The sequence below is a fragment of the Paludisphaera mucosa genome (assembly GCF_029589435.1).
GTDB classification, from domain to species: domain Bacteria; phylum Planctomycetota; class Planctomycetia; order Isosphaerales; family Isosphaeraceae; genus Paludisphaera; species Paludisphaera mucosa.
In genome coordinates this window covers 4,701,575-4,716,858 of sequence record NZ_JARRAG010000002.1, presented here as the reverse complement: position 1 = coordinate 4,716,858, position 15,284 = coordinate 4,701,575, and the positions used below count along the sequence as shown (strand labels likewise).

The 15,284-nt window shown below is 71.1% G+C and carries 13 protein-coding genes; 4 read left to right on the top strand and 9 right to left on the bottom strand.

What is annotated here, in order from left to right; all coding sequences use genetic code 11:
- Window positions 1-103 precede the first annotated feature (103 nt).
- From PZE19_RS28210 to PZE19_RS28200, 3 genes are all read right to left on the bottom strand, one after another.
- Window positions 104-1,687 (bottom strand): DHA2 family efflux MFS transporter permease subunit, encoded by a 1,584-nt coding sequence (locus PZE19_RS28210; RefSeq protein WP_277863941.1) that lies wholly within the window; start codon window positions 1,685-1,687, stop codon window positions 104-106.
- Window positions 1,684-3,192 (bottom strand): HlyD family secretion protein, encoded by a 1,509-nt coding sequence (locus PZE19_RS28205; RefSeq protein WP_277863940.1) that lies wholly within the window; start codon window positions 3,190-3,192, stop codon window positions 1,684-1,686. Before PZE19_RS28205 ends, PZE19_RS28210 begins: the two co-directional genes overlap by 4 nt.
- Before the next feature lie 199 nt (window positions 3,193-3,391).
- Window positions 3,392-4,117 (bottom strand): PEP-CTERM sorting domain-containing protein, encoded by a 726-nt coding sequence (locus PZE19_RS28200; RefSeq protein ID WP_277863939.1) that lies wholly within the window; start codon window positions 4,115-4,117, stop codon window positions 3,392-3,394.
- A gap of 488 nt (window positions 4,118-4,605) precedes the next feature.
- Between PZE19_RS28200 and PZE19_RS28195 the strand changes: the two genes are divergently transcribed.
- From PZE19_RS28195 to PZE19_RS28185, 3 genes are all read left to right on the top strand, one after another.
- Window positions 4,606-5,241 carry an HdeD family acid-resistance protein gene (locus PZE19_RS28195; protein WP_277863938.1) on the top strand — a complete coding sequence of 212 codons (636 nt, stop codon included), beginning with the start codon at window positions 4,606-4,608 and terminating at the stop codon, window positions 5,239-5,241.
- A 491-nt stretch (window positions 5,242-5,732) separates the two neighbouring features.
- The gene (locus tag PZE19_RS28190) at window positions 5,733-6,872 is read left to right on the top strand and encodes a DUF1559 domain-containing protein (RefSeq protein WP_277863937.1); all 1,140 of its coding nucleotides are present in this window, start codon (window positions 5,733-5,735) and stop codon (window positions 6,870-6,872) included.
- A gap of 70 nt (window positions 6,873-6,942) precedes the next feature.
- A complete protein-coding gene (locus tag PZE19_RS28185; RefSeq protein ID WP_277863936.1) occupies window positions 6,943-7,425 on the top strand; it encodes a hypothetical protein in 483 nt (160 codons plus the stop codon).
- Between the two features lie 5 nt (window positions 7,426-7,430).
- Here the strand turns inward: PZE19_RS28185 and PZE19_RS28180 are convergent, their stop codons facing one another.
- From PZE19_RS28180 to larE, 3 genes are all read right to left on the bottom strand, one after another.
- Window positions 7,431-8,858: an L-serine ammonia-lyase gene (locus tag PZE19_RS28180; RefSeq protein WP_277863935.1), complete on the bottom strand. Its 1,428-nt coding sequence runs from the start codon at window positions 8,856-8,858 to the stop codon at window positions 7,431-7,433.
- Window positions 8,859-8,893: 35 nt separating this feature from the next.
- Complete coding sequence (locus PZE19_RS28175) at window positions 8,894-9,490, bottom strand: CSL-type zinc finger protein (RefSeq protein ID WP_277863934.1); 597 nt, start codon at window positions 9,488-9,490, stop codon at window positions 8,894-8,896.
- A 64-nt stretch (window positions 9,491-9,554) separates the two neighbouring features.
- Window positions 9,555-10,403 (bottom strand): ATP-dependent sacrificial sulfur transferase LarE, encoded by an 849-nt coding sequence (gene larE / locus PZE19_RS28170; protein ID WP_368411391.1) that lies wholly within the window; start codon window positions 10,401-10,403, stop codon window positions 9,555-9,557.
- Between the two features lie 254 nt (window positions 10,404-10,657).
- Between larE and PZE19_RS28165 the strand changes: the two genes are divergently transcribed.
- Window positions 10,658-11,509, top strand: coding sequence for a metallophosphoesterase (locus PZE19_RS28165; protein WP_277863932.1), 852 nt, complete (start codon window positions 10,658-10,660; stop codon window positions 11,507-11,509).
- Window positions 11,510-11,524: 15 nt separating this feature from the next.
- Here the strand turns inward: PZE19_RS28165 and PZE19_RS28160 are convergent, their stop codons facing one another.
- The 3 genes from PZE19_RS28160 to PZE19_RS28150 form a co-directional block, all read right to left on the bottom strand.
- Window positions 11,525-12,592: a polysaccharide deacetylase family protein gene (locus PZE19_RS28160; protein WP_277863931.1), complete on the bottom strand. Its 1,068-nt coding sequence runs from the start codon at window positions 12,590-12,592 to the stop codon at window positions 11,525-11,527.
- A 139-nt stretch (window positions 12,593-12,731) separates the two neighbouring features.
- Window positions 12,732-13,937, bottom strand: a complete 1,206-nt coding sequence (locus PZE19_RS28155; protein WP_277863930.1) for a PAS domain-containing sensor histidine kinase — start codon at window positions 13,935-13,937, stop codon at window positions 12,732-12,734.
- A 468-nt stretch (window positions 13,938-14,405) separates the two neighbouring features.
- Window positions 14,406-15,116: a Crp/Fnr family transcriptional regulator gene (locus PZE19_RS28150; protein WP_277863929.1), complete on the bottom strand. Its 711-nt coding sequence runs from the start codon at window positions 15,114-15,116 to the stop codon at window positions 14,406-14,408.
- Window positions 15,117-15,284 lie beyond the last annotated feature (168 nt).

The following is a 15,284-nucleotide window of genomic DNA, read 5'->3' as shown; positions in this document are numbered from 1 at the left end:
CGCATGAAAGGTTTTCAGACATTTGCATCAATCACGAAGATCATAGAAGGCGGCTCCCGGGCCGTCCATGGGACCTTCGATCTTCCGACCTCTTCGGTGGCGGCTAGTGGCCCAGGGGCACGTCACCCTCGACCACGGAGCGTTTCATCAGAAAGGCGAGGGGGATCGTCGCCAGCGAGAGGATCGTGAAGACCCAGAAGCAGTCGAGGAACGCCTGCGCGTAGGCCTGCTGGTCGCGGACGGCCTCCAGCGCCCGCAGGCCCATCAGCCGGCCCCGCTCGGGGTCGCCGGTGACGCTCGTGAAGAACCGGCCGGTGGAGGCCAGGGCGTCGGAGACCGTCGGGTCCAGCGGCTGGAGGCCCTCCGTCAGCCGGAACGTGTGATGCTGCAGCCGACGCTGGAGGACGGCCGTCGAGATCCCGATGCCGATGCTGCTCCCCTCGTTGCGCAGCATGTTGAACAGGGCGCTGGCCCGGTTGTTCGCGGTCGCGGGCAGGTACATCACCGCCGCCGCCGTCAGCGGGGCGAACACCAGGCCCGCGCCGGCCATCTGCACGACCCGGGGCAGCATCAGCTGGTGCGGGCCCGCCTGGAGGTTCAGGCCGACCATGATGTACGAGCCGTACGCCGTGATCGCGCCGCCGAACGCGATCAGCCAGCGCGCGTCGACCCCCTTCTTCATGAGCGCGGCGCTGAAGACCATCGCGATCATCGAGAAGAGCCCCGCCGGCGAGAGCACCAGCCCGGCGTTCGTGGCGTCGTAGCGCATCAGCGACTGCATCATCAGAGGCAGCAGCAGAATGCTGCCGAAGAGCACGGCGTAGACCAGGAAGATGATCGAGCAGCTCATGCGGAAGTTGCGCTCGCCCAGCAGCCGGAGGTCGATGAACGGCTCGGGGTGGCGAAGCTCCCAGGCCACCCCCAGGCCCAGGCCGGCGACGGTCAGGATCGTCATCGTGATGATCGCGTGCGAGCCGAACCAGTCCCACTCCTGGCCCTTGTCGAGCACCACCTCCAGGCAGCCCAGCCCCAGCGCGAACAGGCCGATGCCGACGTAGTCCACGCGCAGGCCGCGCAGGTGGAGCCTGGCCCGCTCGGCCCGGAGGTACTCGGGGTCGGCCACCAGGAGCGCGTTGAGGCCCAGCGCGAGCAGGCCGGCGGGGATGTTGATGTAGAAGATCCAGCGCCACGAGTAGTTGTCGGTGATCCAGCCGCCGAGGGTCGGCCCGAGCACCGGGGCGGTCAGCGCCGCGACGCCGTAGACGGCCATGCCCGCGGCGCGTCGCGAGGCCGGGAAGGTGTCGAGCAGGATCGCCTGCGAGACCGGCTGGAGGCCGCCCCCCGCCAGGCCCTGCACGACCCGCCAGAGGATCAGCATCGGCAGCGACGTCGCCAGCCCGCAGAGGGCCGACGTGACCGTGAAGAGCGCCACGCACGTCATGTAATAGCGCTTGCGGCCCATCGCCGTCGACAGCCAGCTCGACAGCGGGATGATCATGGCGTTGGCGACGAGGTAGCCCGTCAGCACCCAGTTCGCGTCGTCCTGGCTCGCCCCCAGGCTGCCGGCGATGTGCGGCAGGGCGACGTTGGCGATGCTGGTGTCGAGCACTTCCATGAACGTCGCGATCGTGACCGTCAGCGCCACGAGCCAGGGGTTCACCACGCGCCGGGGCGTCCCGGCGCTCATGGCTCGGCCCGGCCCTTCGTCGCGTCGGCCGCCGGTCGGGGAGAGACCTGAAGCCGGCCGCCGGCGAACGGGCCCGAGGGCCGCTCGCGGATCAGGACGCGGGGCTCGACGGAGAGGCCGACGAACAGGGGGGCCTCGTGCGGGTTGCCGTCGACGAGGTCGATGCGGACGGGCAGCCGCTGGACGACCTTCACGAAGTTGCCGGTGGCGTTCTCGGGGGGCAGGAGGGCCGTCGACGCGCCGGTGCCGGCGCCGAAGCCGGAGATCCGGCCGCGGTAGACCCGCCCGGGATAGGCGTCGGCCCGGATCTCGACCGGCTGGCCGATGCGGAGGTCGGCGAGCTGGGTCTCCTTGAAGTTGGCGTCGATCCAGACCTCGTCGAGCGGGCGGATCGCCATCATCCCCTGCCCCGCCTGCACCCGGTTGCCGACGTTGACGATCCGGCGGCTGACGAAGCCGGCGACCTCGGCGGCGATCTTCGTGTAGCCCAGGTCGAGCTTCGCCTGGTCGAGCGCCCGCCCCGCCTGCTCGACGCCGGCCAGCGCCAGGAGCACCCCGGGCGACGCGTCGACGAGCTGGTTCAGGTAGCGGTCGAGGTCGCCGCCGGGGGACTTCTTGACGAACTCCGCGTAGACGACCTCGGGGCCCTCCTCGATCGGCGGCAGCTCGACGCCGATCATGACGGCGGCGTTGATCAGGTCGGCGAGCGCGGCGCGCACGGCGGGGGCCTTCTGGTCCCAGTCGGCGGGGACGTCGTCCAGGGGCCGGCCGGCCGGCGGGTCGGGAGGCCGGCCCAGCGCGGCGCGGTTGAGCCTCACCTGCTCCTCGGCCTCGCGGACGGTCGCCTCGGCGACGAGGTACGAGGCGTTGCGCTGGTCGACGACCTGCTGGGTGCCGCTCTCGGTGCGCAGGAGGTTCCGCGCGCGGGTCAGCTCGACGCCGGCCAGGTCGGCCTGGGCCCGCGCCTTGGCCAGCGTGGCGACGCTCGCCTTGAGCTTCGCGACCTGCTCGACGACCTGATCGCGCGCCAGCCTGACGCCGTTGTAGGCCCCCCTCACCTTCGCCACGATCGCCCGGCCCTGCGACCGCGCCTGGAGCGTCTGGGCCTCGGCCAGCTTGAGGGCCGCCTCGGCCCGCGCGACGGCCACCCGGTAGGGCTCGGGGTCGAGCTCGACCAGGAGTTCGCCGGCCTTCACGAACTGGTCGTCGTCGACGAGCACCTTCGCCACCGACCCGGCCACCCGGGGGGCGACGTACGTCACGTGCGCCGCGACGTAGGCGTCGTCGGTCGAGACCGTGTGCAGCGCCTCCTCGATCCTCGGCCAGAGCCAGACCCTGAGGCCGATCAGGGCGGCGATCATCGCCGTCGCGACGACGAGACGCCTGATCGGGCTGGCGCGCGCGGGGGCCTGCGGGGGGCCGGATCCGGGCTCGGCGGGCGGCGTCGGCTCCGGCGGCGACGCGGTTGCAGGGGGGGGAGGCGAGGCGGGCTTCTCGGCGTCCAAGGCGGCGTCCCGGCTGCGAGACTCGTCCGGGACGCGTCGCGATGGCCACGAGGGGCGGATCCCGGTCTCTCCCGACTCTATCCACGCCGATCCCCGGCCCGCAAGGCGGCGGCCCGAATGCGGGCGCCGGCCCGAAGAACGAGCCGGCCCACGCGGACGGCCAAGACGACCTCGCCGACCACCGTCGATCGGTTTCGGATCATCCGGCGCGGCGACGGCCGGCGACGAACGCCGCGGCGAGCCCGATCGCCATCATCGCGTACGCCGACGGTTCGGGGACCGTCGCGAACGCTTCGTAGGCGACCTCGGTGACCGAGAACGTCGCCGGTGGCCCGCTGAGGTTGTACGCGCCGATCTCGAATCGGAGCGGCTCGTCCGGAATCCCCGACGTAGTCGAGAGCAGGAGCGTACCGTCCCTGTAGATCTCGACGAGGCCGGGATTCCACACGAAGGTGTAGACCGTCGGCAACGCGGTCGGCTGCCAGCCCGAGGGCACAGGCACGATCGGAACGCCGTTGGCATAGACGGCGGCGCCCGAGTCGTCGCGTACGTAGAGGGCGTCGACGGCGTCATACAACGCGAAGTTGGAACTGCTGTTGAGCCCGATCAGATGCGCCAGCCCGCCGCCGAATCCGTCGACCGTGATCCGAAACGTCCCGTAGGAAAAGGCGGCGGTGGACCGGATCAGCGGGGTGTAGCCGGACGAGGTGTCGAAGTGGATCGACCCGCCCGACTGGACCGGCACCTGGCCGAGCCCCGGGGCGCCCCAACGGGTCGGATCGGGCGTCGAGCCCGCCGAGGAGAAGTCGTCGTACACCACGAACCCGGCGTCGGCGACGCCGGCCGACCCGATCAGCAACGTGACGACGCCCGCCGCCTGGATCATCCGCACCCGCATCGGCCCCGCGAGGCTGAACACGATCATCCTTGGCTCCTCTTACAAACCGCGGCCTGTCCGTCGTTTCGCGTATTCTTCACATGCTCATGCCGTCGAAATCCACAGATCATCATCGACGAGCGCTCAAGGCCGATCAAGGACTCTGGTGAAACCATGCGGTTTTCGACGCGATTCGCCAGTTCCAGTCATGCGTAGTCGTCCAAAATCGCCGATCTCGACGTGACCCCGCCGCATAACGTCAGGGACTCTTCGGCTCGGGCCCGTTCGGCCGGCTTCCGGTCGTTTCGCAAGGACTGACGAAAGCAGACCCGGGCCCCTCGAAGTCCGGCCCCCCCCGGCGCAGGCTGCGTCGCGGGGATCGCCCGCGGGGGAAGAAGCGGGCTCGGCCGAACTCGAATCCCGGTCGACGCTTGCGAAACCCGCGGCGCATCCTAAGATCCAGGGTAGGCCGCGTCCCGCCCGGACCCCCCGGGAGCATCCGGACGCGGCGCCCTTCCCTCAGTCGAGGTACGCACATGAGCACCAACGTGGAAGTCATCGACGCCAAACGGTTTCGCAGGGAGCTGCGGCACGAGCTGGAGGCGATCCGGGGGCGATGGGGATGGCTCCTGGCCCTGGGGATCGCCCTGGTCGTCCTCGGCGTGCTCGCCATGTCGCTGCCGTTCGTGATGTCGCTGGCGACGGCCATGGCGATCGGCGTGCTCTTGATCATGGGCGGCGTGGCGCAATTGATCGGCGCCTTCTGGACCCGCGACTGGAGCGGCTTCTTCCTCGTGCTCCTGATGGGCGTGCTTTATACGGTGCTGGGCGTGCTGTTCCTCAACCGTCCGATCGCGGCCCTGGCCGCCATGACCCTGCTGCTGGCCTGCGCGCTCCTGGTCGGCGGTGCCTTCCGGACGATCGCCTCGGCCTGGCACCAGTTCCCGCAGTGGGGCTGGGTGTTCGTCGGCGGCCTGCTGGAGCTGGGCCTGGGCCTTATGATCTGGATGGAATGGCCCGCCAGCTCGCTCATCGTGATCGGCGTGTTCGTCGGCATCGACATGGTCTTCAGCGGCTGGACCTGGATCATGCTGGCCCTCCGCCTCAAGAAGCTCAACGATCGCCATCCCCTGCCCTCCACGCCGCCCGCGGCCCCGCCCGCCGCGGCCTGATTCCCGAGGCCGCCTCCCCTCGCCTTGGGAGGAGGCGGCCCGACGACTTTGGATCGGTCCCCGCCCTCCCCGGGAGACGTGTCGGCACGCGCGTTTCATAATTACAAACCACCGATTGAATCGGGCCGCGAATCTGCTATCATCTCCGGTCGAGATCTCCCCCCCGCTCAGCGTCCACGACTCGTCGGCCGACCCTTTCGTACACGATGGGTCGTCCCGACGCCGCAGGACGTCCGCCCTCTCTTAAGCGATTCTTCTCCATGAATTCTTTCGGTCTTCGCGCCGATCGAGCGGGAAGGGCGATACGCTGTCAGGCGGTCGGAACCTCGACCCACTCCCGCCTCGACGACGAGGCGTCGTCACACCCCTTGCAGGTTCGTGCGTCCGGATCGAAAAACGGCCGCGTCGGGGCGGTGACACCCTGCGTCGCGTCGAGGGCCGACGCGGCGGTCATCGGTTTTCATCATCCTGTTTCATCGACGGAGGTCTTCATGGCCAGGTCTAGGCGTCGCGGTTTCACCCTGATCGAGCTGCTGGTGGTGATCGCGATCATCGCGGTCCTGATCGCGCTCCTGCTGCCGGCGGTCCAGTCGGCGCGCGAGGCGGCCCGGCGGATGCAGTGCACGAACAACCTCAAGCAGATCGGCCTGGGGATCCAGAACTACCTGTCGGCCTTCGGCACGACGCCGGTGCACGAGTACCGCCGGGCCGACGAGAACGGCGGCACGGGCGGCTCGGCCGGCAACCGGGCGTGGCACTGCATGATCCTGCCGTTCATCGAGCAGAAGGCGATGTACGACTCGTTCAACTTCATCTACTCCGACGGCTTCTACGGCAACAACAACATCGTCAACGGCGTGAACGCGACGGTGCAGCGATCGTCGATCTCGGGGTTCCTCTGCCCGTCCGACGGCTTCACCTGCCTGCCCCAGGACGGCGTGGTGAACACCGGCACCGGCAAGCTCGGCAACAACAACTACGCGGGCAACACGGGACGGCCCCGGAACATCCTCATGCCCGGCCAGTCGCCGACCGGCGGCAACCTGCCCCCGCACATGGGCGTCATCTCGACCTCCCGGATGTACAACACGGTCGGGCCGTGCGGCTCGGCGGGCAAGGCGGCCAACACCAACGTGAACGTGTCGATGGCCTCGATCACCGACGGGTCGTCGAACACGGCCGCGGCCAGCGAGTTCCTGATGAACGACGGCTCGGGCAACGCGCGCGACCCCCGGCGGCGGTTCAACTACACCAACTCGGGGCTGATCGAGCAGATCGACGTCGACATCTGGGCGGTCGTCCGCGACGGCCTCGCCGGCCCGGCCCAGAACTGGTCCGACTGGACCATGTACAAGGGGTCGAGCTGGGCCTTCACCGACGCGTGGGAAGGGCACCTGTATTCGCACCTGTTCCCGCCCAACGCGCCGACGATCCACGTCTACTACTCGAACACGCTCCGCTGCTTCGAGGGCGACAGCGGCGCCAACCCCAGCAGCAATCACCCCGGCGGCGCCAACGTCGCCTTCATGGACGGCTCGGTCCGATTCCTCAAGGACTCGGTCTCGCTGCCGACCTGGTGGGCCCTCGGAACCCGCAACGGCGGCGAGGTCGTCTCGGCCGACGCCTATTGATCACGCCCCGAGCCCCGGCCCGACGTCGGGCCGGGGCGCTCGTCGGCCCTCCGCATCCCGGGACGCAACCATGAGTCGGACGATCCTCTCTTCACGCCGCGCCCACCTGGCGATCGCCGCCTGTTCCGCCCTCCTCACCATCCTGACGACGGCCGTCCTCCAGGGTTGCGGCGGCGCGGAACCCGTGTTCGACCAGTCGGTGAAGCACACCCCCGAGACCCTCGCCCAGGAGTTCGTCACCCGCTACAAGAACCTGCCGGCCAACCGCAAGCCGCTCAAGTCGGCCAGGTCGGCGGCGACGAAAGGGGAGGCGCCCGAGCAGGACGAGTCGGCCAAGTCGTCTCGCAAGGAGGCCGTGGTCAAGAGCGAGATGCTCAAGGAGTCCGAGACGCTCGAGAACATCGTCGCCACCCTCGAAGAGCGACTGGGCAAGCTCGAAGGCGTCCCCCGCGCCGAGGCCGCCAAGAAGGCCGCCGCCGTCATCGAGCAGGAGCCGGCCGTCAAGGCCGAGGACAAGGCGGCCGTCCTCGAGCGCCTCAAGAAGCTGGACTGACCGCTTCAGCACTCGACGACGTTGACCGGGATCTGGATCGCGAGGCCGCCCTCGGACGTCTCCTTGTACTTGGAGTTCATGTCCTGGGCGGTCTGCCACATCGTCCGGATGACGGCGTCGAGGCTGACCTTGGCGCGGGCGGGGTCCCCCTCCAGGGCGAGCTGCGCGGCGGTGATCGCCTTGATCGCGCCCATGGTGTTGCGCTCGATGCAGGGGACCTGCACGAGGCCGCCGACCGGGTCGCAGGTCAGCCCCAGGTGGTGCTCCATGGCGATCTCGGCCGCCATGAGCGCCTGCTCGGTGGTGCCGCCGAGCGTCTGCGTCAGGCCGGCGGCGGCCATGGCGCTGGAGACGCCGATCTCGGCCTGGCAGCCGCCCAGGGCCGCCGAGATCGTCGCCCGCTTCTTGAACACCGCGCCGATCGCGCCGGCGGTCAGCAGGAACGGCGCGACGGCCGCGTCGCCCCCCTCGTGGAAGGCGACCCGGTGGAGCAAGACCGCCGGGATCACCCCCGCCGCGCCGTTGGTGGGGGCGGTGACCACCCGGCCGAACGCCGCGTTCTCCTCGTTGACCGCCAGGGCGAAGCAGGCGACCCACTTGAGGGTCGCGTCGAAGCCGCCGTCGGCCGCGCGGATCGCCGCGACCCAGGCGTCGGCGTCCTTCGCCGCCCCCTCGGCGGCCGATCCCAGCAGCGAGCGGTTCAGCCTCGGCGCGCGGCGGACGACCTCCAGGCCGCCGGGGAGGATCCCCTCGGCATACGCGCCGCGGAAGGCCGAGCCCCGCATCGCCTCCCAGATCCGAGCCAGGCCGTCGCGGATCGCGGCGTCGTCGCGCATGGCCCGCTCGTTGCGAAGGACGACCTCGGGGATCGTCAGCCCGCCCTCCGCGCAGGCCCGCAGCAGGTCGGCCGCCGTCTCGATCGGGAAGGGGACGTCCGGCCCGGCCTGGCCCGCCCGGGCGTCGTCCCCCTCCTGCACGACGAACCCGCCGCCGACCGAGTAATACGTCTCGGCGCGGGTCGAGCCGTCGTCGAGGGTCGCGGCGAACGTCAGGGCGTTCGGGTGGAAGGGGAGCGTCTCGGCGCGATGGAAGTCGACGTCCCCCCGCTCGAACGGGATCGCCCGCCCGCCGGCCAGCGGCAGGCTTCGCGACGCTCGCACCCGCGCGACGGCCGGGTGGACGCCCGCCGGGTCGCACGTGACCGGGTCGAAGTCGCAGAGGCCCAGGATCACGGCCAAGTCCGTCCCGTGCCCCCGCCCCGTCTTCGCCAGCGAGCCGAACAGGTCCACGCGCACGCGGGCGACGCGGTCCAGCACGCCCTCGGCGCGCAGGACTTTCAGGAACCGCCGCGCGGCCGCCCAGGGCCCCATCGTGTGCGAGCTGGACGGCCCGAGGCCGATCTTGAACATGTCGAACGTGCTGATGAAGTCCATGCGTCGCCCCGATGCGGCGTCCCGGCCCCGCGGGGTCAGGCCTTGGGGGTGGAGGCCCCGCAGGCGCGGCAGGCCACGGCGCTCATGTGGAGGGGGCGGCCGCACTTGGGGCAGATGCGGAGGCCGGCCTCGACCCGAAGGGCGGGCGGGGGCGAGTACGGCGTCTCGGCGAGCCTCGGCGTGGGGACCGGCGACGACGGCGCGTCGCCGGGCAAGACGCCGTGCCGCGCCGCCCAGCGCTGGAGGCGGGCGACGTCGTCGGCGTCGAGCTCCTCGGTCCGGGCCTCGCCGTCGCCGCCGAACGAGGCGTTCGAGACGCCCAGGCCCGGCGACTTGGGGGCGGCCCCGATGGCCGCGCCGACGCCCGGGGCCCAGGCGGTCCGGGGCACCGGGACCACCCGGCCGCAGTCCGGGCAGCGGCCGGCCTCGGGGCGGTCCTCGGCGCGGACCTTGAGGCGGCGGCCGCACGGGCAGGGGAACCGGATCAGGCCGTCGCCCCCGGGGACGGCCCCGGCGCGGGTCTCGGGCCGACGCACGCGGATCCGCGCCTGGCAGCGCGGGCAGACGACCCGCTCCGGGCCGTTCCGGTCCACGTCCAGCACCTCGCCGCATCGGCAGGTCACCCGAGCCATCGCCGCCCCCTCGTCGAGTCGATCGGATTGGAAGAAATGCGTCGCAGCCGGCGCCCGCCTCGCGTCAGCGGGCGACGCGGGGCTTCAGGAGCTGCTCGGGGGGGATCAGGTCGTTGAGGCTCCCCGAACGGAAGCCTTCCAGGTCCAGCGCGACGAACTTGAAGCCGAAACCCCGGAAGGCGGCCGTCAGCTCGCCGCGGACCGGGTCGGCCAGCAGCTTCGCGAACTCCTCGGGCGCGACCTCGATCCGCGCCATGTCGTTCTTGTGGTACCGGACCCGCAGGAGCCGCAGGCCCCGGGCGCGCAGCCAGGACTCGGCCTGGTCGACCATCCGGACGCGGGCGGGCGTGACCTCCTCGCCGTAGGCGATCCGGCTGGACAGGCAGGGCGCGGCGGGCTTGTCCCACACCGGCATCCCCCAGGCCCGGGCCAGGGCGCGGACGTCGGCCTTGCCCAGGCCGCATTCCTGGAGCGGGTGCCGCACCCCCTTCTCGCCGGCCGCCCGCATGCCCGGCCTGTGGTCGCCCTGGTCGTCGAGGTTCGCGCCCGAGGCGATCGCGTCGACCTCCAGCCGATCCATCAGTCCGACCAGCCGGCCGTACAGCTCGCTCTTGCAGAAGTAGCAGCGGTCGGAGTTGTTGCGGAGGTAGTTGGGGTCGGCGAACTCCTCGGTGCGGATCACGCGATGGCGGATGCCGATCCGGCCCGCCAGCGCCTGGGCCTCTTCCAGCTCGCCCGACGCCAGGCTCTCGGACACGGCCGTCACGGCGACCGCCGCGTCGCCGAGCGCCTCGTGGGCGGCCCTGGCGACCACCGCGCTGTCGACGCCGCCCGAGTACGCGACCGCCACCCGGCCGTAGCCCCGGATCGTCGCCAGCAGGGCGTCCCGCTTCGCGGCGAGGTCGGGGTCCAGGAACAGGTCCGGCCCGGCGATCGGTTCGGCGTCGGTCCCGGGAGTCGTGGTCGTGCTCGGGCCCAAGGCGCACCTCCGTCGCGATCAGATCGAGATTCTCCACCGCCAGCATGAATTGTAAGGTCGGCGGCCCCCCGCCTCAAGGCGCGCCGTCGCGATCTGGAAACGCCCCTTGCCCCGAAGCCCGCTTTCCGAACAATGGGACGACGTCGAGGCGGCCGAGACCTTTCATGCGACGACGAGGGCGTGAAGGCATGAGCGACGAGCCGAAGCCGGTCGAGCGGACGAGTCGACGGAAGTTCTGGAAGCGGGCCGCGATCGGCGCGGCCGCGGCCTCGCTCGCGGGGGCCGCTTACCCGCTGCTGGAGGCGAGGTGGTGCCGGCTCACGCGCCGGACGCTCGCCCTGCCGAACCTTCCGGCGTCGTTCCGGGGGCTGTCGGTCGCGTACCTGAGCGACCTGCACCACGGGCCTTACGTCGGGCTCGATTACATCCGCCACGTCGTCGACTGGTCCAACGCCCTCAAGCCCGACCTGGTCTTGCTGGGGGGCGACTACGTGTCCAAAAGCTCCGAGTACATCGGCCCAGTCTGCCGGGAGATGGCGAGGCTGCGCGCGCCGATGGGCCGGTTCGCCGTGCTGGGCAACCACGACAACTGGGAGAGCGGGGCCGAATCCCGGGCCGAACTGGACCGCGCCGGCCTGGAGCTGATCGACAACCGAGGGGTCTGGCTGCGTCGCGGCGGCGACCGCCTGCGGGTCGGCGGCGTGGGAGACCTCTGGACCGACGAGCAGAGCCTCCCCCACGCCCTCGAAGACGCCCACGAGGGCGACGCGGTGGTCCTCCTGTCGCACAACCCCGATTACGCCGAGTACGTCCGCGACCCCCGCGTCGGCCTGATGCTCAGCGGCCACACCCACGGCGGCCAGGTCGTCGTCCCGGGCGTCGGCGCGGTGGTCCTCCCCTCGCGCTTCGGCCGCAAGTACTCGGGCGGGCTCGTCCAGGGGCCGGCGTTCCCCGTCTTCGTCGGCCGCGGCGTCGGCACCAGCGGCCCCCCCGTCCGCTTCTACTGCCGGCCGGAACTGGTGATGCTCACCCTGGTGTGATGTCGTTGGTGCCGCCTACAGCCACGACCTCCCCACGGCCCCCCAGAGGGCCGCGCGGGTGCGGAGCAAGGCGGGGGTGTCGCCGCCGCCGACGGTCAGGCGGGGCATGGCGAGCGGGTCGAAGCCGGCGAGGTCGGGGCGGACGATCCCCTCGGACGCCGTAAACCCGGCGCGGTAGCCGGCGGCGGCGGCCAGCCGATACGTCCGGTCGTCGACGGCTCCCGGCCAGCCGTAGGGGTAGGCGATCGTCCGCACCGGCCGCTTCACGGCGGCTTCCAAAATCGTCCGCGAGAGCGCCAGCTCGCGCCGCAGGGCCCGGTCGTCGAGCGTGCCGAGCGCGACGTGGCCGTGCGCGTGCGAGCCGATCGTATGGCCCAGGTCGGCCAGCTCCGCGAGGTGCTCCCACCCCATGAAGAGCGCCCGCCCGAGCGTCGGCGGGTCGACGTCGACCTCCGCCCGTTCCTCCAGCCGGCCCAGGAACCAGGCCCGGTCGGGGACCTCGCCGTCGAGCACCGCGCGGACGAGTCGCATGATCGCGGCCGAGCGATCGGGCCCGCCCAGCTCGACGGCGATCGGGGCCGGGTCGTCGGCCGACCGCTCGACGGCGAACCGCCCGCGACGCGAGGCCTTCACTACATAGGCCACGTGGTCCCACCAAGGCAGGCCGGGGCGCTCGAAGAAGCCGGTCGGGATGAAGAACGTCGCCGGGATCCCGAGTTCCCCCAGGATCGGCAGCGCCGCGTCGTGGTTGTCGCGATAGCCGTCGTCGAACGTCACGACGGCCCGCGGCCTGCGGTCGACCCGGACCTCGTCGGCGACCAGGTCCTCCGGGCCCACGATCTGGAACCGATCGCGGAGCATCGCCATCTGCGCCCGGAAGCCGGCGGGCGTGGCCGAGACGACGGGGTCGTAATAGGGGTTCCCCGGCCCCGGCTCGGCGATCCGGTGGTACGTCAGGACGACGACCGCCCTTCCACTCGCCTCGCGGACGGCCTCGAACGCCCTCGCCGCGCCCGTCGCCACCAAGCCCCGCGCCAGGAACGCCCGCTTGTTCGCCACCGAATCCCAGAATCGCCGTCCCAAGGCAGGCCCGTCCTCTCAAGCGAACAGGGGTGCCCCGTAAGGGGAGGGGCCGGCGCGAGGAGGTCCGGCGTCGCGGCCGTCCCCGAGGCCCCGCCGCTACTGTACCAGAGGATCCCGCGAGGCGGCACGCCCCGCCGCGTCAGGAGAGCGGGGTGGCGGATCCGCCCGGGATCGGCGGGGGACGGAGCCCGGCGGCCTCGGCCTTCGGGTCGTCCGAGACGGGCAGCCGCACGACGAACTCGCTGCCGCCGCCGGGCCCGCGGCTCATGGCGGCGATGGCCCCGCCGTGCAGCTCGGCCAGCGACTTCGCGACCGCCAGGCCGATCCCCAGCCCGTCTTCCGCATGGGCGAGGGTGTGGTCCGCCTGGATGAACGGGTCGAAGATCCGGGAGAGCATCTCGGGGGAGATCCCCATCCCGTCGTCGCGGACGCGGATGGTCACCTCGCCGCCGTCGCTCCCGGCGTCGAGGTGGATGTGCCCGTCGGGGGGGGTGTACTTGACCGCGTTGGACAGGAGGTTCACGAGGATCTGCTCGAGCCGGGTCGGGTCGGCGTGCACGTGCAGGTCCGCCGGCCCCGCGGTCACGAGCACCTCGTGATTCTTGGCGGCGACCAGCGGCCGGACCGTCTCGACGGCCCGGTGGATGACGGCGGCGGCGTCGACCGGCTCCTTGCGGAGCGTAAGCTTGCCGCGCTGGATGCGGCCGGCGTCCAGCAGGTCCTCGACGAGGATGCCGAGCTTGAGGGCCTGGCGGCGGATGATGTCGTAACACCAGCGGACGTCCTCGCCGTCGCCGGTGAGGGCGGCGACGGCCACGGCGTTTCGGATGGCGGCGATCGGCGTCCGCATCTCGTGGGCGAGCATCGTCAGGAACTCGCCCGTCCCCCCGCCGGCGTCTTCCCGCGTCGGCTCGGGAGCGGCCGGCGGGAGCGACTCGTCCGGTCGCGACCGCCCGGCGAGGTCCTCGACGGCGAGCAGGATCAACTCGGAGTGGTCGTCCTCGCGCCAGATCTTGCCGGCGTTGATCAGCAGCCGCCGCCCGCCGTCCTCGTAGGCGAGGTCCACCTCCAGGTTTTGGAAGGCCCTGTCCCTGGGGAGGACCTCTTTGAGCAGGGTCCGGAGTCGGGGGATGTTCCAGCGGCCGCCGTCGAGTTCGAAGATCAGGCGGCCCGCCGCGTCTTCCGGGGCGACCGCGAAAGTCCGATAGAAGTGGCGGTTGGCGGCGAGCACCCGCAACCGTCCGTCCAGGACGACCATCGGCTCGCGGGCCGTCTCGATGACGCCCTCGGTGAATTCGAGCGAGCTTTTCGCCCGGCTGGGCCGTCCGTCGCGATCATCGGTCATGAGATGGGACATCCCAACGTTGTCGAGGTCGAGGTCGGTCGACGAGAGGGGCGGTACGCAGGATGATCGAGGATCGCCGCCCGACGGCGCAGGGGCCATGACCCTTTGACGCGCCGGAGGTGGGAGAGCGCAGCGAGTCGCTCGGTCGGGCCATTCGATCGAGCACAGGGGCATTCGACGGCGGAGATTGCTCGCGATCGGGGCCGCGACGATCCGTCTCGGCCCGCATCCTGGGCGAGCCGTCTTCTCCGGGTATCTCGTCATCCGCCTCTCGGCGACGCCGCCCCCTCGCTTTCGGCATGCGGCGGCATGGATCCACCTGGCACGGTACGCCTTGTGGATCATTCGTTCACCTGACGTCCCTACAGCATAGGCAAGATCAACGACAAGTTCAACGGGGCGCTCTGCCCGCTGTCGGACAATCGCTCCAAGTTCGCCCTGATCGCCGCCCGTTCGGCCGCGGGCGGCTCAGACCATGACCTTCTGGTAATAGTCGCGGACGGTGGCGTAGCACTCGCATGACGCGTCCTCCAGGCCCGTCCGATTCCGGACGGTGATGAAGCCGCGGTGGTAGTCGATCAGGCCGGCCACCTGCAGGGTGCCGGCGACGACCGTCACGCTCTGGCGTCGCACGCCCAGCATGTAGGAGAGGAACTCGTGGGTCATCGGGAACTCGTCGCGACCGGCCTGGTCGTGGAGCATCAGCAGCCATCGGCAGGCCCGCGCCTCGATGGGGTGCAGGGCGTTGCAGGCGATCCCCTGGCCGGTCGCCCGCAGCGTGGAGGCCGTATAGCGCCGGACCAGCCGCGTCAGCCCCGGCCCCCGATCCATGGCTTCCAGGAAGGACCGCGAAGGGAGCCGGATGCTCTCGCCGTTCATCTGGCAGATCGCCCGATGCGGGCTCGCCGTCACGCCCAGCGGCACGGTCAGGCCGACGAAGCCTTCCTTGCCCACGGTCGCGGCCTCGACCGGATCGTCCTCCTCCAGCACCGTCATGAGCGAGATCAGCCCGGTCGTCGGGAAGTGGATGTGGGTGATCTCGGCGTCGTTCTGGTAGAGGACCTGCTTCAGGGCCAGGCCGACCGTTTGCAGGTTCGGAGCCAGGCGGTCGAACTCGTCGTGCGGCAAACGATCGAGGAGCTGGTTCCCGGTATCGCGGAGCTTGGTTGAGAGCGGCATCGCGGACTTTCGGGGGCATGGCCCCGATGAGACGGCTCGGCCGGCATCGGCTCGAACTTCGTAGGGGACGAGATGAATCGTACGAGCCGGCGGCCCTCCCGTCTGTCCTCTCGCGGACACATTAACTGGCCGGATCGGCCGGAATTCGGCCCGATCAACCGCGACGCC

Bases quoted from the DNA above. Each gene is read 5' to 3' on its own strand.
- PZE19_RS28210 (WP_277863941.1), bottom strand. From the start codon at position 1,687: ATGAGCGCCGGGACGCCCCGGCGCGTGGTGAACCCCTGGCTCGTGGCG.
- PZE19_RS28200 (WP_277863939.1), bottom strand. From the start codon at position 4,117: ATGATCGTGTTCAGCCTCGCGGGGCCGATGCGGGTGCGGATGATCCAG.
- PZE19_RS28195 (WP_277863938.1), top strand. From the start codon at position 4,606: ATGAGCACCAACGTGGAAGTCATCGACGCCAAACGGTTTCGCAGGGAG.
- PZE19_RS28190 (WP_277863937.1), top strand. From the start codon at position 5,733: ATGGCCAGGTCTAGGCGTCGCGGTTTCACCCTGATCGAGCTGCTGGTG.
- PZE19_RS28185 (WP_277863936.1), top strand. From the start codon at position 6,943: ATGAGTCGGACGATCCTCTCTTCACGCCGCGCCCACCTGGCGATCGCC.
- PZE19_RS28180 (WP_277863935.1), bottom strand. From the start codon at position 8,858: ATGGACTTCATCAGCACGTTCGACATGTTCAAGATCGGCCTCGGGCCG.
- PZE19_RS28175 (WP_277863934.1), bottom strand. From the start codon at position 9,490: ATGGCTCGGGTGACCTGCCGATGCGGCGAGGTGCTGGACGTGGACCGG.
- PZE19_RS28165 (WP_277863932.1), top strand. From the start codon at position 10,658: ATGAGCGACGAGCCGAAGCCGGTCGAGCGGACGAGTCGACGGAAGTTC.
- PZE19_RS28155 (WP_277863930.1), bottom strand. From the start codon at position 13,937: ATGACCGATGATCGCGACGGACGGCCCAGCCGGGCGAAAAGCTCGCTC.
- PZE19_RS28150 (WP_277863929.1), bottom strand. From the start codon at position 15,116: ATGCCGCTCTCAACCAAGCTCCGCGATACCGGGAACCAGCTCCTCGAT.